The 20,103-nt window shown below is 71.9% G+C and carries 15 protein-coding genes; 5 read left to right on the top strand and 10 right to left on the bottom strand.

Annotation, left to right across the window (positions count from 1 at the left end; genetic code table 11):
- The first annotated feature begins 166 nt into the window (after positions 1-166).
- The 3 genes from dnaG to AC2D9U_RS21545 all read left to right on the top strand — a co-directional run bounded on the left by dnaG (position 167) and on the right by AC2D9U_RS21545 (position 4,621).
- Positions 167-2,029 (top strand): DNA primase, encoded by a 1,863-nt coding sequence (gene dnaG / locus AC2D9U_RS21555; protein WP_484752920.1) that lies wholly within the window; start codon positions 167-169, stop codon positions 2,027-2,029.
- A gap of 76 nt (positions 2,030-2,105) precedes the next feature.
- Positions 2,106-4,028: an RNA polymerase sigma factor RpoD gene (gene rpoD / locus AC2D9U_RS21550; RefSeq protein WP_484753122.1), complete on the top strand. Its 1,923-nt coding sequence runs from the start codon at positions 2,106-2,108 to the stop codon at positions 4,026-4,028.
- A 2-nt stretch (positions 4,029-4,030) separates the two neighbouring features.
- The gene (locus AC2D9U_RS21545) at positions 4,031-4,621 is read left to right on the top strand and encodes a GNAT family N-acetyltransferase (protein WP_484752917.1); all 591 of its coding nucleotides are present in this window, start codon (positions 4,031-4,033) and stop codon (positions 4,619-4,621) included.
- 112 nt (positions 4,622-4,733) lie between these two features.
- Here the strand turns inward: AC2D9U_RS21545 and AC2D9U_RS21540 are convergent, their stop codons facing one another.
- The gene (locus AC2D9U_RS21540; RefSeq protein WP_484753118.1) at positions 4,734-5,240 is read right to left on the bottom strand and encodes a L,D-transpeptidase family protein; all 507 of its coding nucleotides are present in this window, start codon (positions 5,238-5,240) and stop codon (positions 4,734-4,736) included.
- Between the two features lie 23 nt (positions 5,241-5,263).
- The gene (locus AC2D9U_RS21535) at positions 5,264-6,439 is read right to left on the bottom strand and encodes a GTP cyclohydrolase II (RefSeq protein WP_484752915.1); all 1,176 of its coding nucleotides are present in this window, start codon (positions 6,437-6,439) and stop codon (positions 5,264-5,266) included.
- Between the two features lie 354 nt (positions 6,440-6,793).
- Here AC2D9U_RS21535 and AC2D9U_RS21530 point away from each other — a divergent pair, with 354 nt between their 5' ends.
- Complete coding sequence (locus AC2D9U_RS21530; RefSeq protein WP_484752912.1) at positions 6,794-7,510, top strand: response regulator transcription factor; 717 nt, start codon at positions 6,794-6,796, stop codon at positions 7,508-7,510.
- A gap of 6 nt (positions 7,511-7,516) precedes the next feature.
- On the opposite strand, the gene AC2D9U_RS21525 is transcribed toward AC2D9U_RS21530, so the two are convergent.
- The 6 genes from AC2D9U_RS21525 to AC2D9U_RS21500 are packed head-to-tail and all read right to left on the bottom strand — an operon-like array spanning position 7,517 to position 16,376.
- Positions 7,517-10,540 carry a methyltransferase domain-containing protein gene (locus AC2D9U_RS21525; RefSeq protein ID WP_484752909.1) on the bottom strand — a complete coding sequence of 1,008 codons (3,024 nt, stop codon included), beginning with the start codon at positions 10,538-10,540 and terminating at the stop codon, positions 7,517-7,519.
- A complete protein-coding gene (locus AC2D9U_RS21520) occupies positions 10,537-11,529 on the bottom strand; it encodes an FkbM family methyltransferase (RefSeq protein ID WP_484752906.1) in 993 nt (330 codons plus the stop codon). Before AC2D9U_RS21520 ends, AC2D9U_RS21525 begins: the two co-directional genes overlap by 4 nt.
- Positions 11,530-11,540: 11 nt before the next feature.
- Positions 11,541-12,728, bottom strand: a complete 1,188-nt coding sequence (locus AC2D9U_RS21515) for a KpsE/RkpR family capsule polysaccharide export protein (RefSeq protein ID WP_484752901.1) — start codon at positions 12,726-12,728, stop codon at positions 11,541-11,543.
- The gene (locus AC2D9U_RS21510; RefSeq protein ID WP_484752898.1) at positions 12,721-13,389 is read right to left on the bottom strand and encodes an ABC transporter ATP-binding protein; all 669 of its coding nucleotides are present in this window, start codon (positions 13,387-13,389) and stop codon (positions 12,721-12,723) included. The genes AC2D9U_RS21515 and AC2D9U_RS21510 overlap by 8 nt, the downstream gene beginning before the upstream one ends.
- A 3-nt stretch (positions 13,390-13,392) precedes the next feature.
- Positions 13,393-15,036, bottom strand: coding sequence for an ABC transporter permease (locus AC2D9U_RS21505; RefSeq protein ID WP_484752895.1), 1,644 nt, complete (start codon positions 15,034-15,036; stop codon positions 13,393-13,395).
- A 2-nt stretch (positions 15,037-15,038) separates the two neighbouring features.
- Positions 15,039-16,376, bottom strand: a complete 1,338-nt coding sequence (locus AC2D9U_RS21500; protein ID WP_484752891.1) for a glycosyltransferase family protein — start codon at positions 16,374-16,376, stop codon at positions 15,039-15,041.
- 333 nt (positions 16,377-16,709) lie between these two features.
- Here AC2D9U_RS21500 and AC2D9U_RS21495 point away from each other — a divergent pair, with 333 nt between their 5' ends.
- Positions 16,710-18,008, top strand: a complete 1,299-nt coding sequence (locus AC2D9U_RS21495) for a glycosyltransferase family 4 protein (RefSeq protein ID WP_484752886.1) — start codon at positions 16,710-16,712, stop codon at positions 18,006-18,008.
- On the opposite strand, the gene AC2D9U_RS21490 is transcribed toward AC2D9U_RS21495, so the two are convergent.
- Positions 17,974-18,822, bottom strand: a complete 849-nt coding sequence (locus AC2D9U_RS21490; protein ID WP_484752882.1) for a TIGR03915 family putative DNA repair protein — start codon at positions 18,820-18,822, stop codon at positions 17,974-17,976. The two genes, AC2D9U_RS21495 and AC2D9U_RS21490, sit on opposite strands and share 35 nt — an antisense overlap.
- The gene (locus AC2D9U_RS21485; RefSeq protein WP_484753115.1) at positions 18,822-20,078 is read right to left on the bottom strand and encodes a putative DNA modification/repair radical SAM protein; all 1,257 of its coding nucleotides are present in this window, start codon (positions 20,076-20,078) and stop codon (positions 18,822-18,824) included. Before AC2D9U_RS21485 ends, AC2D9U_RS21490 begins: the two co-directional genes overlap by 1 nt.
- Positions 20,079-20,103: the final 25 nt, after the last annotated feature.

The following is a 20,103-nucleotide window of genomic DNA, read 5'->3' as shown; positions in this document are numbered from 1 at the left end:
CCAAGAAGTGCGGGCGGTGGCGCAAGGTGACGCGGCGCGCGCGCTTCGCTAGAGCACGATCGATCCTCTCGGATCGATCTCGTGCTCTAGAACCTATTGAATCTACAGCACGAAATCAGCGAACACTGCTTCAGTGTTTGCTGATAGTGCTGTAGGGTCGCGCGCCATGGCGCTGCCCCCCAATTTCCTCGATGAGCTGCGCGCGCGCACGCCGCTCATGCCCCTCATCCAGCGCAAGACGCGGCTGGCCAAATCGGGGCGCAACTGGAAGGGCTGCTGCCCCTTCCATGGTGAGAAGACGCCGAGCTTCTACGTCTATGACGACCATTTCCACTGCTTCGGCTGCGGCGCGCATGGCGACGCCATCAGCTTCGTCATGCGCGCCGAGGGCCAGTCCTTCCCCGAGGCGGTGGAGCGCCTTGCCGCCGAGGCCGGGCTCGATGTGCCCAAGCCCACGCCCGAGGCCGCCGCGCGCGAGCGCCGGGCGCGCGACCTCTACGGCGTGCTCGAGGCCGCGGAGGCTGCCTATCGCCGCCGGCTCTTCCTGCCCGAGGGGGCGGAGGGCCTCGCCTATTTGCGGCGGCGCGGCCTGAGCGATGCGACCATCGCGCAGTTCGGCCTGGGCTGGTCCGGCCCCGGTCGCGGCGGGCTGCTCGCGGATCTGGCCAGCGAGGGCATCACCGCCGACCAGCTCCATGAGGCCGGGCTGCTGCGCGAGCGCGAGGATGGCAGCCGGGGCGAGCTGTTCTTCAACCGCGTGATGTTCCCCATCCGCGACCGGCGCGGGCGCGTGATCTCCTTCGGCGGGCGGATCCTGGGCGATGGCCAGCCGAAATACGTGAACGGGCCGGAGACCGATGTCTTCTCCAAGCGGCGCCAGCTCTACGCCCTGGACCTGGCGCGGGAGGGCGCCTTCCGGGGGGCGGCGCTGGTGGTGGTCGAGGGCTACATGGATGTCATCGCGCTCCATCAGGCGGGTTTCACCGGGGCCGTCGCGCCGCTCGGCACCGCGCTCACGGCCGAGCAGATGGAGGAGATCTGGCGGCTGACGCCCGAGCCCGTGCTCTGCTTCGATGGCGACGCCGCCGGGGCGCGCGCGGCGGCGCGCAGCGCCGAGATGGCGCTGCCGCTGCTCAGCCCCGAGCGCACGCTGAAGCTCGCCACCCTGCCGGCCGGCGAGGATCCCGACACGCTGATCGTCAAGCGGGGCCGGGCGGGCTTCCAGGCAGTGCTCGACGCCGCCCGGCCGCTGGCCGAGGCACTCTATGGCCTGCTGACGGAAGGCCGCCCCGCCGCCACGCCCGAACAGCGCGCGAGCCTGCGCAACCGCCTCTCCGGCGCGGCGGGGGCGATCCAGGACAAGGCGCTGGCGGCCGAATACCGGCGCCTGCTGCTGGATCGCTTCTTCGCCGCCTCCCGCCCGGCCGGGCGCGGCGGGCGCGCCCCGGCCGCGCCGCCGCGCGCCCGCCCCCCCATCACCGAGGGCCGCACCCGCGCCGCCCAGGCCGCCGCGCTGCTGGCGCTGACGCTGCGCCACCCCTGGTTGCTGCCCGAGGTGGAGGAGGTGCTGGCGGCGCTGGATCTGGGCGATGCGCGGCTCGCCGAACTGCGCCTGTTGATTTTGCAATGGTTCGCCGAGGGCCACGCGCTTGACTCGGGGCCGCTGATGGACCACCTCGCCCAGGCTGGGCATGGCGATTTCGTGAACGCCCTGCTCCGCGACCCGGGCCTGCCCGCCGCCGCGGCGCCGGAGGCCCAACCGAAGGAGGCGCTGGACGCCTGGTGGCACTTCTTCGGGCTGCTGCGGGGTGAGGCGGAATTGGCAGCGGATCGGGATGCGGCGCAGCGCCTGCTGGCCGAAAGCGCCGATCCGGCGGTGCAGGGCCAGGCCCAGCAACGCCTGATCCGCCTGACGGAGGCGCTGGGCGCGCTCAGGCGTGGTGAATGGGGCGACAGCCCGCCATCGGAAGTCCCCGCGGTCGCACAAAGTGCCGGGGCGTCTGGCAGGGCGGCGGGCGACACCCCATAGAGTAGAGGCATTCGTGCGAGCCCGCCCGGGCATCATGCCGGGCGGGCCGACACGGCGTTGACGGAGCGTGGATCGCATGGCGATGAAGGTGGCGAACGGCGCCGAGACCGCGGAAGGTCGCGATGAGGCGGTGGAAGGCGTGCTGCTGGATACCCTCACCGCCGCGGTCAAGAAGCTGATCGCCCGGGGCAAGGAGCGCGGCTACGTCACCTATGACGAGCTGAACGCCGCCCTGCCCTCCGAGCAGGTGTCCTCCGAGATGATCGAGGACACGATGGCGACCCTCTCCGAGATCGGCATCAACGTCGTCGAGAGCGAAGAGAGCGAGGATGGTGAGGCCGCGCCGGTCAAGGCCGTCGCCAAGGCCGATGAGGACGAGAAGGACGAAGAAGAATCCGGCGGCAATGTGGATGAGGAATCCCTCGGCCGCACCGACGACCCCGTGCGCATGTATCTGCGCGAGATGGGCAGCGTCGAACTGCTCTCGCGTGAGGGCGAGATCGCCATCGCCAAGCGCATCGAGGCCGGGCGCGACATGATGATCGGCGGGCTGTGCGAGAGCCCGCTGACCTTCAAGGCCATCGTGGCGTGGCATGATGCCGTCAAGGACGGCAAGATGCTGCTGCGCGACGTCATCGACCTCGAAGCCACGAATACCGAGGCGAACCCCGACGCCGCCTCCCGCGCCGAGGAGGAATATGAGGAAGGTGACGAGGCCGCCGAGGGTGTCGGCCTTTCCCTCTCCGCGCTCGAGGAGAAGCTGAAGCCCGAGGCGCTGGCCGCCTTCGAGGCGATCGAGACGCTCTACACCAAGCTCTCCAAGCTCTCGCACAAGCGCATGGACGCCTATACCTCGGGCGGGGAGAGTTCGGCCCGCAACGAGAAGACCTATGAGAAGCAGCGCCAGGAGCTGGTGGCGCTGGTGGAGAAGGTGCAGCTCCACAACAACCGCATCGAGGAGCTGGTGGACCAGCTCAAGGGGCTGAACCGCCGCCTGACCACGCTGAGCGGCCAGGCGCTGCGCCTCGCCGAGGCCAACAAGGTGAAGCGCGAGGAGTTCCTCGAGGCCTGGAACGGCGCCGAGCTCGACCCCGGCTGGTTCGACCGGGTCAGCAAGCTCAACGGCCGCGGCTGGAAGAGCTTCATCACCCGCTCCAAGGACGATATCGAGCTGGTGCGCGCCGAGATCGCCAAGGTCGCCGCCGATACCGGCCTGCCCGTGGCCGAGTTCCGCCGGGTCTATGCCACGGTGTCGCGCGGCGAGCGCGACATGACCCAGGCGAAGAAGGAGATGATCGAGGCGAATCTCCGCCTCGTCATCTCCATCGCCAAGAAATACACCAATCGCGGCCTGCAGTTCCTGGACCTGATCCAGGAGGGCAACATCGGCCTGATGAAGGCGGTCGATAAGTTCGAGTATCGCCGCGGCTACAAGTTCAGCACCTACGCCACCTGGTGGATCCGCCAGGCCATCACGCGCTCCATCGCCGACCAGGCGCGGACCATCCGCATCCCGGTCCACATGATCGAGACGATCAACAAGCTGGTCCGCACCTCGCGCCAGATGCTGCACGAGATCGGCCGCGAGCCCACGCCCGAGGAGCTGGCGGAGAAGCTCGGCATGCCGCTCGAGAAGGTGCGCAAGGTGCTGAAGATCGCGAAGGAGCCGATCTCCCTCGAGACGCCGATCGGCGACGAGGAGGACAGCCATCTCGGCGACTTCATCGAGGACAAGAACGCGATCATCCCGCTCGATGCCGCGATCCAGTCCAACCTGCGTGAGGCGACCACGCGCGTGCTCTCCTCGCTGACGCCGCGCGAGGAGCGTGTGCTGCGCATGCGCTTCGGCATTGGCATGAACACCGACCACACGCTGGAAGAGGTCGGCCAGCAATTCAACGTGACGCGCGAGCGCATCCGCCAGATCGAGGCCAAGGCGCTGCGCAAGCTCAAGCACCCCAGCCGCAGCCGCAAGCTGCGCAGCTTCCTGGAGACCTGAGCATGGGCGCGCCCGGCAGCCTCACCATGGCGCGCGAGCCGGTCCAGCGCATCGCCGTGACCGTGACCTTCCTGCGCATGGATGCCGCGCCGGTCGAGGCCGCGCCGCCTTTGCCCGAGGGCGCGGTGGTACAGCGCCTCGCGCGCTGTTCCGTGCCCTTCTACCGCTACCTCTACGACACGGTCGGGCGCGATTATGTCTGGTGGCTGCGCCGCACCGTGCCGGATGACGAGTTGGCCGCGCTGCTCGGCCGGCCCGAGATCAGCGTGCATGTGCTCTACCAGGGCGGCGAGCCGGCCGGCTTCTACGAGCTGGAGCGCCGGCCGAATGAGGCAGCAGTGAACCTCGCCTATTTCGGGCTGATGCCCCATGCCATCGGCCATGGCGCCGGGCGCGCGCTGCTGCGCCACGCCATCGACGCCGCCTGGGCCGAGCAGCCCCGGCGCGTGACGGTGAACACCTGCACCGCCGACCACCCGCGCGCGCTGCCGAACTACGTCGCCGCCGGCTTCCGCATCATCCGCGCCGAGCGCGAGGTCTGGCCCGTCCCGCTGCGCCTCGGCCTGCACCTGCCGGAGCGGCTACGGGTCTAGAGCAATATGCGTTCAGATGGGTCGCGGCGCTGCCGCGACGCTGAACGCATTTCCTGCTCTAGATTCAATGATTTCCAGAGCACGAGCTGCGTTCATCAGAACGCAGCGTGCTCTAGGGCAGCCTCACCTCGATCGTGGTCAGCCCGGCCGCCAGCAGCCGGCGCAGATCGGGGCCGGGCAGGGCGATGCAACCTTCGGTCGGGGCGAGGTCCGGCCGCGCCAGATGCAGGAAGATCGCGCTGCCGCGGTCGCGCACCACCGGCGCGTCGTTCCAGCCCAGCACGCCGATCACGTCATAGAGCGCATCCGCGCGCCACAGCACCTCATGCGAGGCGTCGAAGGGCAGGCTGACAGGGCGGTTGTAGGCGCGGTGCCCGCTGGCGTCGCACCAGCCATCCTGTGGGGCGATGGGTTCCACCGGGACGCTGGCCTGGGGCAGCGGGCCGCGATCGGCGCGGTAGAGCACGCGGCGCAGGGGCATGCGCGCGGCGGGCGTCGCGCCATCGCCCTCGCGCTTCGCCTCGGCGGGGCGCACGCCGCCCTTGCCCAGCGCGCAGCGGAAGGTCAGCCCGCCCAGCACCAGCCGCCCGGCGCGGCCATCCGCGTCGGGAAGAACCACCGCCAGCCCGGCCTCGGGAGCGCTCAAACCAGCAGGTGACCGAAGCGGCGGGCCTTGGTCTCCAGGTAGCCGTCATTCACGCCATTGGCCTCGAACTGGTGCTGTTCGCGGCCCTCCACCTCGATCCCGCAGGCGGCGAGGCCCGCCACCTTATCCGGATTGTTGGTCAGCAGCCGCACCCGCGGGATGCCGAGCGCGCGCAGCATCTCCGCCGCCACCCAGAAATTGCGCTCATCCGCGCCGTAGCCGAGCGCGCGGTTGGCATCGAGCGTGTCCAGCCCCTCATCCTGCAGCGCATAGGCGCGCAGCTTGTTGACCAGGCCGATGCCGCGGCCCTCCTGCGCCAGATAGACCAGCACGCCGCCATTTGGGTCGTCCGCCATGCGCTTGATCGCGCCGCGCAGCTGCGGGCCGCAATCGCAGCGCAGGCTGCCCAGCAGGTCGCCGGTGAAGCATTCGGAATGGGCGCGGCTGAGCGGCGTGCGGCCCTCGGCCAGCGCCTTCTCCGGCTCGCCCACCAGGATCGCCAGATGCTCGATCCCGCCATCGGCGGCGCGGAAGGCGACGATGCGGGCCTCGGGCGCGTCTTCCAGCGGCACGCGCGCCTCGGCCACGCGGGTCAGGCTGGCGGGGGCATCGGTGGCGTAGCTCAGCACCTGCGCCGCCTCGACCGAGAGCAGGTCGAGCCGCGCGGCCGCCGCCTCGCGCGCCGGGGCGACGACCAGCGCCGGCAGCAGCCGCGCCAGCTTGGCGAGCGCGATGGCGGCCAGCGCCAGAGGCGGGGTGGCGGTGCGCTCTGGCTCCACCGGCAGCAGGCGCTCGGCGGTCGGGTCGGCCAGGCTGCGCAGCGCGGCAGGGTCGAGCAGGCCGGGCGGCAGGCGGAGCGCGACGGCATCGGCCTCGGTGCCCGCCTGGGGCACCGGGCGCTGCAGCACCGCCGCGGCGCGCACGGGCGCGAGCAACAGCACCGCCGGCGCGCGCGCGCCGGCCGCCACTTCGCTCAAGCCCCTTGCGGAGACGGTCTCGGCCGCCGCGACCAGCAGCGGGCCGTCGGCACCGCGCAGCAGCACGGGCGTGCCCCGCCGCAATTCGGCGGCCGCCCGATGCACGGCGCGCAACGCCAGGGCGCGCGGGTCCGGTGCCGCCCCGGCGGCGTCCGGATCGCGAAGCTGTGACACGAGGGGGGTAGAGGTGCTCATCGTTGTCTGGCGTTCCATGGCGAGCCCATTTCGCGACGCTGAATGTGGCGTGCGAAAGGCGTTTGTAAGGGGGGCGGTCCGGCAAAACACCATCGGCCCGGATGAAGGCTTCGCGGCAGTTCGGCGCAACAACGCTTGCCCCCCGGCCAAAGCGTGAGGCAGGATCGCGGCGCCGCACAACCGGCAGCGTCTCTACGCGCGACGACCCACTATGGATGCAAATGCGGCGCAGCCCTTTCGGGGGCATCGCCCGGCGACATATCCTTCGGCGGCAGGATGCCTTTTTTCGGCCGCGGGCGCAGTTCACGAAGACGGCGCTGCCGCGCGGCGGCAGGTCACAGGAGCGAGAGCAACATGGCAGGTCCGCGCCCCATTCTTGTCGTGGACGACGACGAGGCGCTGCGCCAGACACTGGCCGAGCAGCTGGCCCATGAAGGGGAGTTCCTCCCTGCCACGGCGGGGACCCTCGGCGAGGCCCAGGCCCGGCTGCAGGATGAGGCGGCGCGGTTCGATGCGATCGTGCTGGATGTCGGCCTGCCCGACGGCGACGGGCGGGAACTCTGCGCGCGGCTGCGGCGGGAGGGCGTGCGCGTGCCGATCCTGCTGCTGACCGGCGCGGATGGCGAACAGGATGTGGTGCGCGGCCTCGATTCAGGGGCCAATGACTACATCGCCAAGCCCTTCCGCGTCAGCGAATTGATGGCCCGGCTGCGCGCGCAGCTGCGCGTCTACGACAACAGCGAGGACGCGGTCTTCGTCATCGGCCCCTACACCTTCCGCCCCTCCGCCAAGCTGCTGATGGAGGCGGCGCGCAACCGCAAGGTGCGGCTGACGGAGAAGGAGGCCGCGATCCTGAAATACCTCTACCGCGCCGGCGGCCGGCCGGTGGCGCGGCAGATCCTGCTGAACGAGGTCTGGGGCTACAACAGCGCCGTCACCACCCATACGCTCGAGACGCACATCTACCGCCTGCGGCAGAAGATCGAGCCCGACCCCAGCCAGGCGCGCCTGCTGCTGACCGAGGGCGGCGGCTACCGGCTGGACCCTCAGGCGGGCCGCGCCGCGGCCTGACACCCGCTAAACCACGGCGAGGCTTGCCGCCGTGGCCGTCGTCGCGGTCACGGTCACCCAATCGTGACCGCCGACATAGCGGCCCACACGGCGCTCGTTCACGCCCACCAGCGCGAAGCCCGCCGCCTCGACCAGCCCGGCGAAGCCGGAGGCGTCGAAGCCCCACAGATGCTGCTCTGCCGGGTAGATCGCCTGCGCCTCGCTGAGCGGTGAGCCCACCACCAGCATCCCCGGCCCCATGGCGCGATAGGCGCGCAGCACCGCGAGCGGATCCGGGCAGTGCTCCAGCACCTCGAAGGCGGTGATCAGGTGGATGCGGCTGCCCGCCGCCAGCGCCCGCGCTTCCGCCACGTCGCCGACCTCGAAGCGGCAATGGTCGCGCCCGAGATTGCCCGCCACCACGCGGGCCACCTCGATGCCCGGGGCGTTGAAGTCGAAGCCGAGGAAGCGGCAACGCCCGCGGATATTGGCCGGTGGCTCCACCGCATTGGCCAGCACGCCGTAGGAGCAGCCGGCGTCGATCCAGAGAATCTCCTCCCCCGGATGCCGGTCGCCGAGCAGGCGCAGCGCCACCTCGATCTCCCGCGCCGCCTGGTTGAGCCGCACGATGTGGTCGAGCCCGCCGCGCAGCGTGTCGAGCGTGGTGACGGTGCCCGGCGCGCAGCCATGCAGCGCCATCCGCCCGGCCTCGGTCTTGTAGAAGTCGATGTATTCGCCGAAGGGCTTGAGCGGCTTGGGATAGAGCGGCGGCGCGCCCAGCGTCCCGCGCAGCCTGCGGGCGAGGCCGGCGGTGGCATTCTCCGCCAGCCCGAAATCGCGCCAGCCCGCCAGCAGCCCGCAGAGCCGGAACGCGCTCTCCTGCGCCACCGTCGCCGCGGCGGCCGCGTCGGCCGGCTCGGCCTGCGCCAGCAGGTCGAGTTGCGCGGCGAGGCGCTGCACCAATCCGGGCTCGACCAGGGCCAGCGGGCTGTCCTTCACCGCCAGCAGGCGCCGTCCCTGCGCGCGCAGCGCGGCGGGGTCGGGCGCTGGCTCATCCCCGCCGGGGCGCAGCGTGGTCAGCACCGCCGCGGGCGACGCCTCCCCGCGCGCGAGGGAGTCCAGCAGCGTCAGCAAGGTGCCGAGATGGCGCAGCGGGTAGCCGGCGCCGAAGGGATCGGCCAGCGCCGCCTGGTGCTCGGGCGTGGTCGTGGCGATCTGCTCCAGCAGCAGTAGAAAGGCCTCGGCCAGGGCCGGCCCGCCGGCCCGGCGCAGCCCGGCGAGGTTGGCGACCAGGATCGCGTTGGTGCAGCCCAGGACATGCAGATGCGGCCGCAGCAGCGGGTTCGCCGCCAGCGCGCGCAGCCGGAAATCCTCGGCGCAGGGCAACAGCAGCACCGCATCGGCGTAGCGCTGCGCCAGCGTGGCGATCGAGGCCCCGCGCATCGGCATCTCGAACAGCGTGGCGAGCACCGCAAGCCGCCCCCCTGGCGCGGGCAGGTCGAGCGGCGCGCCCCGGTTCAGCGGCGTCAGCACGGACTCCACCGCCGCCGCCCAGACATGGTCGGGCGCCACCAGATCCAGCACCGCGTCCAGCAGCGGCAGGTCGAAGCCCAGATGCCGCTCGGCCGGCGGGGGCGCGATGTGCGGCTGCGGCGTCAGCAGTTCGGCCAGCCGTGCCGGCGGCTCCTCCGCCCACGCCGCCCCCGGCCAGAACAGCGCGCCGAGCGTGGCCGGCGGCGCATCCTCGGTCACGGTGAGGCTGATCTCGCCGATGGCGAGGCCTTTCTGCCGCCGGTCCGCGATCGTGGGGTCGATCTCGGCATGGGAGCGCGTGAAGGGCACCTCGATGGTCAACTCGCGCTGGCCGGTGCCGGCATCGGGCAGGTCGAAGCTGGCCCGCAGCGCAGGGTAGGGGCCTTCCTGCACATGCCGCGGGCGCTCCAGCGGGGCCGTGCCGTCCAGCTTCAGCCGCACCCCCTCCACCATCGCCCAGTCGAGCACCGAGATGAGCTGCAGCGAGAGATCCACCCGCCGGCTCGGGGGCGCGGCGAGTCGGATGGTCGCCACCCGTCCAGGCCCGGTCCAGCGGGCGAGGGGGGCCGTGCCCTCCCGCACATGCCAGCCTTGGCCATCCAGTGCATCGGCCATGGTGAAGTGCCGCGCGGCGCCCTTGAGCAGCGCCCCCATCAACGCCCGATCAGGCCGATAGAAGCGCCGCGCCTGCAGCCGGCGCGACACGCCAGGCTCGTCCTCGGCCGACGCCGCGCCGGTCAGCGTCGCCAGCAAGGCCCGCCAGACCAGGCGATCCGCGCCGATCATGCGGTCGATCTCGGCTTCGGTCGCCTCGTCGAAGGCCTCGGCCGGGCGCGGGGGCGCGACGTTCAGCGGCCGGACACTGTCGGGCGCCGACCAGCCATAGGCGGCCGCGATGCGCAGCAGCGTCTCATCCATCCTGTCGGTCGCGCCGACGACATCCATGGCGGACAGGCGCTGGATCGCGGTCTCGGCAAGGCTCGCCTCATCCATCAGGACGGCGCTCGACAGGCCGCACAGCATCCGCGCCTGAAGATTGCCGAACGCGTTCTCGACCACCGGGTTGCGCAGGGCGAGGAAGGCGCCGATCGGCAGTTCCCGCGCGGCCAGGAACGCCTCGCGCTTTTCCGGCGTCGAGCTCTGGAGGCTGGAATCGATGGTGCGCCGCCAATGCTGGTACTGGCTGATCAGCCGGGCGCGCGGCTCGCGCAGCATCGTGACCCGGAACAGCCGCTCGCCCGCAGGCAGACCTGCCTCGATGGCGTCGAGCGTGTCCTGGTCGATATGGTCGCCGATGCCGATCAGGCGGAACCGGCGCCCGACCTCCTGCAGCGCGGGGTGGGAGGCCATGCCGGCACCGGCGGTGCGCCCGGCCTCGCCGAGGGCGAAGCGCTGCGCCAGCGCCGCGCCGAAGGCGGTGCCCGCGGTCTTGGGGATGTGCAGGAACGCGAGGCGCCGTCGCGCCGCGCTCTCTGGCGCGCGCGGGGCAGCGAAGCGGGGGGCGGCGATATGGGTCATGCGAAGGGGTCCATCCTGGCCGGGGTCCAGACGTAGTCGCCATGCGGCGCGCTGGTGGTCATCTGCTCATGCGTGAGCGGGGGGGAGACGAAGAGCCCGCCATCGGGCGCCAGCCGGGGTTCGAGCTGGCGCACCCGCCAGCCGGCCTCCGCGGTCTGCGCCCAGACGGCATCGAAGGCGGCGCGCAGCGCGGGCCCGCCCAGGGCATAGTGGCCGGCGCTCCATTCCGTGATCAGGCGCAGCCGCGGCGCCGCCGCGATCACGCCCTGCGCGCCCAGCAGGGCGAGGGGTTCCGAACCCTCGATGTCCAGGTGCAGCAGGTCGATGCCTGGCAGGTCGAGATGCGTGACAAGGTGGTCGATGGTGGTGGTGCGGGCGGTGAAGGGCAGCATCAGCCCCATGCCCTTGACCCAGCGCCCCTCGGCATCCAGCAGCCGCGGCAGCGTCTCCGGCCCCCAGAGCGCGTTGTCGAGCCTGGTCGCCGCTGGCCCGCCATCGGTCACGGCCTGGGAGAGGGCGCGCATGGCGCCGCCGCCGAGATATTGCGGGTCGAAATGGAACGCCACCGCCTGATCGCGCTGGTCCGACAGGGCGCGGGCGATGACCTCCGTATTGCCGATGCTGCCGTTCCAGTAGAGCGACTTCATCAGGAAGGGCAGGATGTGCGGGTTCGGCTCGACGCCGATGACGCGCCCCTCGGGCCCGACGATCCGCCCGGCGAGGCAGACGAAATAGCCGAAATTCGCCCCGGCATTGAGGTAGATGTCGCCCGGGCGCAGCAGTTCCTGCACCAGCCGCGTCGTCCAGGCCTCATGCACCCCGTCGCGCGCCACGCCGATGGCGACGTCGATGTTGAAGGCGGGCACCACCATGAAGCCGCCCCAGGCGGCCTCCACCAGCAGCTCTCCCGGCGCCAGCGGCACGACGCGGCGCCCCTTCGCGCGATCCTCCAGCCGCCGGGGCAGGCTCATCATCGCTGTTGCGTCCATGCCTGATTCCTTCACGCGAGGTGTTCCTTCAAGGCGCGCAGCGCGACGAGGCCGACGAACCAGGCCAGCAGCGCCGCCGCGAGGATGGTGAGCGTCCCGGTGATCCGGGCCGGGTAGAGGGCGTATTCCGGCAGCACCGGGCGCACGACGGGGGCGAGGAAGACCTGCTGGCGCTGCGCCTCGGCACGCGCGCGCTCGAGCGCGGCCATCGCGGCCTCATAGGCGCGCTGGGCGAAGATCGCCTCGGTCTCCATCGCCTCGTAGCCGCCGATCGTGTCGGTCAACGGCGCGCCTTCCGGCGCGGCTTCGGTCAGCCGCGCCTGCACGGCGGCGATCTGGTCCTGCGTGCCGCGGATGGCCGCGCGAAGCTGTACCACCGGCGCGGCGGCCTCGTTCATCACGCCGCGCAGCGTGGCGAGTTGCGCGGTCTGGGCGATCAGCTCCGACTGCAGGCGCACGAGATGTTCGGAGAAGCCCGCGGCGCTGCGCCGCGGGTCGAGGGTCTGGCGCCGCTCGCGGAAGGCCTGCACCTCGGCCCGCGCCGCGGCGAAGCGCGCCTCGGCGGCCGCCACGTCGCGCGCCGCCGCCTCCAGCACCTCTCGCCGGCTGCGCGCGGACATGGCGTTGACCATGGTCTCGGCCGCCGCTTCCACGCCCTGGGCCAGTCGCAGCGTGTCCTCCGCCGTGAAGGCGCGCACCTCGACGGTCACGATGCCGCTCGCGCGGTCGAAATAGGGGCGCACCTGGCGGCGCCACGCCGTCTGGGCGCGCTCCAGCGGCGCCGTGGGGTCGAGCCTGGCGAGCCAGTCGGCCTCGGGCCGGCCGAGGATGGCGCGCACATCGGCATGCTGGGCGACGGCCAGCAGCGCCTCGCGGCTCTGCAGGTGCTGCACGACGGCATAGGCATCGGTGTTGCCGGCCGCGAGGCCCGCCATCATGCCGGCCGGCAGCATGGCGCGGGCCGGATCGGCGGGGCGTACGGCGAAGCGGATCTCGACCGAATACTGGTCGGCGGCCACCAGCCATTGCCAGGCGCCGAAGAGCAAAGTGGGCAGCACCACGCACAGCACGAAGCTGGCCAGGCGCGCGACACCGCGATGCTCGGTCGCGCGGGGTTCGGCCGGGCGCTGGGTGGGGCGCGGTGCGAAGGCTTCGGCCCGGCGCTCGGCCTCCGCCGGGCGGGGGAGGGTCTCAAGCATCGGCGACTCCCATCAGCTCGGCGTAGCGCGACAGCGCCTCATCCACCGTGTCGAAGGCGATGAGCTCGCCCGCCCAGAGGATCGCGCAGCAATCGCAGAGCGCGCGGATGGTGTGGCTGTTGTGCGAAACCAGGATCAGCGAGGCATGGCGCAGCCGGTCGCGGAAAGCGGCGGCGGAGCGCGCGCGGAAGCGTGCATCGCCGACCTCGGTGAGCTCATCCACGAGGTAGACGTCGAAATCGATGGCGAGGGAGGCCCCGAAGGCGAGCTTCGCGAGCATGCCCGAGGAATACTGCTCGATCGGCGCGTCCATGTAGGGGCCGAGTTCGGAGAATTCCGCTACCGAATCGATCATCCGGCGCGGCGCCACGCCATAGACGCGCGCGAGGAATTGCAGGTTCTCCCGCCCGCTCAGCCCGGGATGGAAGGTGCCCGAGAAGCCCAGCGGGAAGGAGACGCGGCCATGGCGGCGGATGCACCCGGAATCGGCCGGCTCGGTGCCCGAGACCAGGCGCAGAAGCGTCGACTTGCCGGCACCGTTATGGCCCAGCACGCCGACCTTGAGCCCGGCGGGAAAGGCGATGCTCGCCCGGTCGAGCACGGTGCGCCGGCCGCCATCGGCGGTGCGGTAGGCCTTGGTGACGTTCTCCAGCACCACCATGGCTCAGGCCATTCGCCGCAGCTGCCGGGCCGAGGCGGCGAAGAGCAGGCTGCCCAGGATCAGCGCGCCGATGGTCCAGCGCAGCAGGTAGGCCACATCGAGGAAGGGGCTCTCATAGCTGTGGAAATAGGCTTGCCGCATCCATTCGGTGACATGCACCAGCGGGTTCAGCAGGATCAGCGCCCGGATGTCCTCGGGCATGTCGAGCGGGTGGTAGAAGACGCCGCAGGTGAAATACTGGATGCGCAGGAAGCTCGGCCACAGCTTCTCCCAGGCCGAGCTGTGCGCGGAGACGACCAGGTTGCAGCAGGCCACGCCGCAGGAGAGCAGGAAGAGCACGGCATAGCAGGCGATCATGCTGGCCGGGTCGTGCGGCACCTCGCCCACGCCGATGGCGATCAGGAAGGCGAAGGTGACGGCGGCGACGACGAGGTCGGTGGTGGCCGACAGCACGGCCTTGGCGCCGAAGATGTCGAACAGGCCAAGGGCGGGCACCTGCAGCAGCGGCCGGTTCGCGGCCGGCAGGTCCATCGCGCGCTCGGTGAGATGCGCGAAGAACAGGAAGGCCAGCACGCCGGTCATGTAGAAGGTCAGCATCGTCTCGCCGACCGGCGGCTGGCTGTCATGGCCGAGGAAGAGGAAGACGGCGCTCAGCAGCAGCACATGCGAGAGCGGCTCGACCAGCGCCCAAGCGTAGCCGAGCCGGCTGGCGCTGAACATCGTCCGCGTCTCCCGCAGCACCAGCGCGTCGATGACGCGCAGCCGCGCCGCCAGGGCGGCCCGCAAAGCGAGGCGGGGCGGCAGCAGGGTGTGGGGCTGTGGCACGGCCCAGCCGGGCGGGGCGGTGCGGCGGATCGGCGCGGGCAGGGGGGCGGGGCTGGCGGGACCGATGCCAGGGCGCTCGCCGAGTTCCGCCGCATGGGCCACGCGCACCTGCTCGGCATGGGCGGCGTGATCGGCCGAGAGCCGGGCAGCGCGGTTCGCGGCGGCGATCGCCTCGGCGGTCTGGCCGAGCTCGAGATAGGCGGCGGAAGCGAGGCGCCAGGCGTCATGCGCGCCCGGGTCCGCGCCGAGCGCGCGGCCGGCGGCGAGCAGCGCCGGGCCGGGCTGGCCGGCGCGCAGCAGCAGCCCCGCGAGGTGGGCCTGCGGCTCGGGCTGCACGGGCAGCGCCTCGGCGGCGATGCGCGCGGCCTCCAGGGCGGCGGCGTCGCGGCCAAGCAGCATCCAGGTGCCGGACAGGGCGCGGGCGAGCATCGGGCTTGTCTGCGCGCCGCGCCAGAAGGGCAGCAGCAAGGCCTCGGCCAGGGCGTGCCGGCCGGCGACGAGGACCAGCGAGGCGAAATGCACGCGCGCCTGCTCCGCCCCCGGCAGTGCCGCGGCCTGGCGCAGCGCGGCGACGATGTCGGGCCCCGCCCCCCCGACCGGCAGGCCCAGCGCGCCGAGTGCCGCGGCGAGCCCCGGGGCATCGGCGGCCGCGGCCAGGGCGGGCAGATCGGCGGTGCGCCCCACCAGCAGCCCCGCGAGCAGCGCATGACCCGGCGGCGGCGCGGGCCAGGCCTCGAACAGGGCGGCCGCGCGCGCGCGCTCCCCCGCGGCCAGGGCGTCTGCGATGGCGGCGAGGCGCTGGTCCGGCGCGTCGGGCGGCATGGTCAGGCCTCGACCAGCGCGCGGTCGGCGGCGGTCTCCGACGCGAGGGGGGGCGGGGCGCCGCGTCGGCCGGCCTGGCTGACGCGCAGATAGAGGGCGGCGTTGGAGGCGGTATCGAAGGCGCTGGGCAGGGCAGGCGGGGCGGGGGGGCCGGCCTCGATCCGCCGGGCGAGTTCCGCGAAATTGCCGATGTCGAAGAATTCGACGCGCCCCGGGTGGTAGCGGGCGAATTGCAGGAAGGCGCGGGTGCGCGAGGCGATGACACGGCAGCCCATGTCCACCGCCATGGCCAGCGGCCCGCTGCTGGATTGCCCGACCTCGAGATAGGGCATCACCACCACGTCGCAGATCGCCATGGCGGTGGCGAATTGCGCGTCGTCCAGCACGCCCATGAAATGCACCCGGTCGTGCATGTCTCGCGGGTGGCGCTCGAGCAGGGCGGCGGCGGCGGCGTCGAGGGCGAGGCTGGTGGCGCCGCCCCCACCGCGCAGCGTGTCGAGCACGCTCTGGCCGATATGCCCCCGCTCCAGCAGCCGGGCGATGTAGGGATCGACCGTCTGGTGCCGGGCGATTGCCTGGGGGTGGATGCCGCCGAAGACCAGCAGATGGTGGTCCTCCGGCAGGTAGCGCAGTGCTTCCAGCGCCGTCTCGAATCCCTTGTAGGGGGAGAGGAAGCCGAAGGTGCCGATCAGCTTGGCGTCCGCCGGCAGGCGGCGCAGCAGGGGAAAATCCGCGCGGCTGGCGCGGGTGCGGATCGCGCGCGCCCGGTCGGCGGCGATGAAGGTCAAGGGGTGGTGATGCGCCTCGGCGATGCGGTGCACGTCGCGCAGCAGGCGCATGTCGCGCCGCGTATGGGCGATGACGCTGACCGGCTTGCGCCATTGTTCGCGCGCCAGCAGCCGATAGATGCCGCGCGAGAGGCGGGTGCTACGCAGGTTCTCGGCCACCATGGCGGCCGCCGTGCCCAGTCTCAGCCGCAGCGCGGTCTGGAGGATCTGGGTGGCGGGGTTCACCGTTTCATCGAGGATGGTGTGGAAGGTGACCGAGAGCGCGGGGGCGGCGCGGGCGAGGCGGCGGAAGCGGCGCAGGATCTGCGCATGGGTCCGCCCGAGCGTCCCGTGTTCAAGTTGGATGTTCACACTGTCGAATTCGCGGAGACGTTCCGCCATTTCCTGGATATGCCGATCCGCCAGGCGCTGCACGCGCGGGTGCGGGCTGCGCAGCAGGTATTGGTCGAGATCCAGCACCTCGACCTGCAGGAAGGGCGCGAGTTGCGCCTCGAGCGCACGGGTATAGCCGGCGATGCCGCAGAGCTCATCATAGGTGCTGACGATCGCCAATCGCGGTTTGCTCTGGCTTTGATCGATATTTGTTCCAAAACCACCCGAGCTTCGCATCGCCATCCTGGCCTCTCTCGCTCACTCGCCCCCCAGGCCTGCGGCGCCCCGCCTTGTCCCTTCGCCTGATCGACGGGACAGAAAAGCGAGACGCGGCCACCGGGGCGCTGCGGATATAGCGCATCAATCTCCTAAAAGAAACCTTAAGATTGTCGTTAACGTAAAATTATACAACTTAAGGTGGTGTGTTGCCGCCCGCACAGGATCGTCGGGTGTGGAGGTCTGCATGCGCAATCCAGGATGGTGGGCGGCAGCGGGCAGGGCTGCCTCTGTTCCATGAGCGAGGCCGGCCTGCTGCTCCGCGCGCCGGAGGCGCCCCGCCCCGGCCCGACCACACCGCCCGGCTGGGCCGAGGCGCCGTCCGGGCCGGTCTGGCTCGACGTCTCCCGCCTGCTGTGGCGGGTGCATCGCGGCACCCTGACTGGCATCGACCGCGTGGAACTCGCCTATGCCCAGCACCTGCTGGCGGAGGCCGGGCCGCGGCTGCATTTCGTCGCCTTCGACTATCGCGGCGGCTTCGGCTTCCTGCCGCGGGCGCGCATGGCCGCGCTGGTCCGTGCGGTTGGCCCGGCCTGGGAGGCCGGCACGCTCGGCCGGCTCTCCTTGCGCGCCCTGGCGCTGCTGGCCGGCAGCCTGCTGCACCTGCGGGGCCTGCCGCGCTGGGCGCCGGGCAGGCCAAGGCCGGTCTATCTCAACGTGTCACACCATCCGCTGGCGCATACCGGCGCGCTGGCGCGCATGCTGGCGCGCACCGGCGCGGCCTTCGTGCCGCTGGTGCATGACCTGATCCCGATCGACTATCCCGAATACGTCGCCCCGGCCGAGACGGCGCGGCACCATCGGCGCCTGGCGACTGTCGCGGGGCTGGCGACCGCGGTGCTGACGAATTCGGTCGCGACGGCGCGCGCGCTGGCGCCGCACCTGCCCCCGGGGCTGCCGGTGCAGCCCGTGCCGCTGGGAGTGATGCCGCGCCGCGCCGCGCCGCTGCCGGGCGTGCTGGCCGCGGGCGCGCCCTATTTCCTCTGCCTGGGCACGATCGAGCCGCGCAAGAACCACCTGATGCTGCTGCATCTGTGGCGCCAGATGGTGGAGCAGGCCGGGGCCGCGCAGCTGCCGGTGCCGCGCCTTGTCATCGTCGGCCAGCGCGGCTGGGACAATGAGCAGGTGCTCGACATGCTCGACCGCTGCGCCCGGCTGCGCGCCCATGTGCTGGAGACGGGGCTGGTCTCGGACGGCATGGTGGCCGGGCTGATGGCCGGGGCGCGGGCGCTGCTCATGCCCTCCTTCGTCGAGGGGTTCGGCCTGCCGGTGGCCGAGGCCCTGGCGGCGGGCGTGCCTGTGCTGGCCAGCGACATCGCCGCGCATCGCGAGATCGGCGGGCCGGTGCCGGACTACCTCGACCCGCTCGACGTGCCCGCCTGGCAGGAGGCCGTGCAGGCCTATGCCGCGCCGGAAAGCCCGCGCCGGGCGGCGCAGATGAAGCGCCTCGCCGCCTGGGAGATGCCCGGCTGGCCGGCGCATATCGACGCCGCCCTGGCTTTCATCGACGAGGTGATGGCGCCGGTGGCGGCGTGAGGTGCCGGGGCTGCTGCGGGCGCGGGTTGGGGGCGGTGCCGCCGCGCGCCACCATGGCGGCGACGCGCGCCGGGGCTTCCGCCATCAGGCGCGGGATCGCCGCGGCCTCGGGCAGGTTGCGCCAGTATTTCTTCGGCATCTCGGCGCGCATCGCCCCGGGCTTGAGCCGGGCGGGGTTGAAGATGGCGGCGAAATAGGTGTCCCAGAGCGCCGCCGTGGCGTCATCCGGCGGCAGGTCGGCGCGCTGGCCGCCGGGGGCGAAGCGGAGCGACGTGCCGTCCCAATGGCTGGTCACGCGCGGGGTGACGATGGTCCAGCGGAGTGCCGCGAAGCGGCGGACGAAGAAGCCGGCCTCGGCGCGCTCGATGTGATGGTCGGGCTCGAACCAGGCGAGGTGATGCGGCCCCTCGGGCGTGGCGACCTCACGGAAGCGCAGGAAGGCGTGCATCTTGTGCGCGTCGCGGCGCACCGCCTTGGCCATGGCCTCGGCGCGCAGCACGGCGGGGTCGGTGGCGTGGCGCATCAGCGCTTGTGTCTCGTGCACCAGCCGCCAGAGCAGGCCGTAGAGCAGGGCGAAGCGTTCTGGATCTCGGTGGCGGATCGCGACCTCTGCCAGGGCGAGGAAGGCGCGCGGGACGCTGGCCTTGGGGGCCGCGGTCGGTGCGGGGAGCGGCTCGGCGAAGAGGCTCGCGGCCTCGCCTTCCAGGTGCCATTCGGCATGCTCGGGCGGGACGCCGGCGGCGAGCAGGCGGCGTGCGGCCTCCCGCCAGGCGGTGAAATCCGCCGGGCCGGGCAGGGCGATGGCGACCGCCATCAGAACAGGCTCATCTGCATCGGCCTCGCCGCGCTGGCGAAGGCGGTGCCGGGCAGGATCAGCCGGCGCAGCCCGGCGGCATCGAGCAGCCGCGGGCGGTGGTCGGGCAGCACCACGAAGGGCAGGATTTTCGCGAGCGGCAGGCGCAGCCTTGCGAGGTCATCGGTGCGGATCGCGGCGTGGCGGCGGGCCGCGAGCAGGCGCGCGACGGTCTTGGCCCCCAGGCCGGGGACGCGCAGCAGCATCTCCTTCGGCGCGGTGTTCAGGTTCACCGGGAAATGCGCGCGGTGCTGGAGCGCCCAGGCGGTCTTGGGGTCGAGCTCGAGGTCCAGCATGCCGCCCTGGCCGCCGGCCATGATCTCGGCATGGGAGAAGCCGTAGAAGCGCAGCAGCCAATCCGCCTGGTAGAGCCGGTGCTCGCGCAGCAGGGGCGGGGCGGCGGGGGGCAGCAGGCGCGAGGCCTCGGGGATCGGCGAATAGGCCGAGTAATAGACGCGCCGCATCCGGTGCGCGGCGTAGAGTTCGGTCGCGGTGCCGAGGATCACGCCGTCATCCGCCGCATCGGCGCCGACGATCATCTGGGTGGATTGCCCGGCCGGGGCGAAGCGCGGCGGGCGGGCGCGGCGCGCGGTCTTCTGCGCGTCGCGGGCCTCGGCGATGCGGTCATGCAGCCCCGCCATGGCCTCGCGGATGCGCGGCAGGTCCTTCTCCGGCGCCAGCTTCGCGAGGCTCGCCGCCTGGGGCAGCTCATGGTTGATCGAGAGCCGGTCGGCATGGCGCCCGGCCTCTTCCAGCAAGTCGGGCGCGGCGTCGGGAATGGTCTTGAGGTGGATGTAGCCCTTGAAGCCATGCGCCTCCCGCAGCGTGCGGGCCGCCAGCACCAGCTGCTCCATCGTGTAGTCGGGCGAGCGGATGATGCCCGAGGAGAGGAACAGCCCCTCGATCGCGTTGCGCTTGTAGAAGGCGAGGGTGAGGTCCACCACCTCGCGCACCGTGAAGCGGGCGCGCGGCGTGTTGGAGGTGGCGCGGTTCACGCAATAGGCGCAGTCGAAGACGCAGGCATTGGTCAGCAGGATCTTGAGCAGCGAGATGCAGCGCCCGTCGGGCGTGTAGGCGTGGCAGATGCCGCTGCCCTCGGTGCTGCCCAGGCCCCCCTTGAGGCTGTTGCGCCGGGTGGTGCCGGAGGAGGCGCAGGAGGCGTCGTACTTCGCCGCGTCGGCCAGGATTTCCAGTTTCTGCGCGATGTCCATGACGATTGTCCCTCGTCATGTTCAGTATATG

It is taken from the genome of Roseomonas sp. TF40 (genome assembly GCF_057219975.1).
The sequence above is the reverse complement of the archived record's forward strand: the minus strand, read 5'-3'. Positions and strand labels throughout refer to the sequence as shown.

Bases quoted from the DNA above. Each gene is read 5' to 3' on its own strand.
- AC2D9U_RS21495 (WP_484752886.1), top strand. From the start codon at position 16,710: ATGAGCGAGGCCGGCCTGCTGCTCCGCGCGCCGGAGGCGCCCCGCCCC.
- AC2D9U_RS21505 (WP_484752895.1), bottom strand. From the start codon at position 15,036: ATGCCGCCCGACGCGCCGGACCAGCGCCTCGCCGCCATCGCAGACGCC.
- AC2D9U_RS21520 (WP_484752906.1), bottom strand. From the start codon at position 11,529: ATGGACGCAACAGCGATGATGAGCCTGCCCCGGCGGCTGGAGGATCGC.
- AC2D9U_RS21510 (WP_484752898.1), bottom strand. From the start codon at position 13,389: ATGGTGGTGCTGGAGAACGTCACCAAGGCCTACCGCACCGCCGATGGC.
- AC2D9U_RS21530 (WP_484752912.1), top strand. From the start codon at position 6,794: ATGGCAGGTCCGCGCCCCATTCTTGTCGTGGACGACGACGAGGCGCTG.
- AC2D9U_RS21525 (WP_484752909.1), bottom strand. From the start codon at position 10,540: ATGACCCATATCGCCGCCCCCCGCTTCGCTGCCCCGCGCGCGCCAGAG.
- rpoD (WP_484753122.1), top strand. From the start codon at position 2,106: ATGGCGATGAAGGTGGCGAACGGCGCCGAGACCGCGGAAGGTCGCGAT.
- AC2D9U_RS21515 (WP_484752901.1), bottom strand. From the start codon at position 12,728: ATGCTTGAGACCCTCCCCCGCCCGGCGGAGGCCGAGCGCCGGGCCGAA.
- AC2D9U_RS21490 (WP_484752882.1), bottom strand. From the start codon at position 18,822: ATGGCGGTCGCCATCGCCCTGCCCGGCCCGGCGGATTTCACCGCCTGG.
- AC2D9U_RS21535 (WP_484752915.1), bottom strand. From the start codon at position 6,439: ATGAGCACCTCTACCCCCCTCGTGTCACAGCTTCGCGATCCGGACGCC.
- AC2D9U_RS21545 (WP_484752917.1), top strand. From the start codon at position 4,031: ATGGGCGCGCCCGGCAGCCTCACCATGGCGCGCGAGCCGGTCCAGCGC.
- dnaG (WP_484752920.1), top strand. From the start codon at position 167: ATGGCGCTGCCCCCCAATTTCCTCGATGAGCTGCGCGCGCGCACGCCG.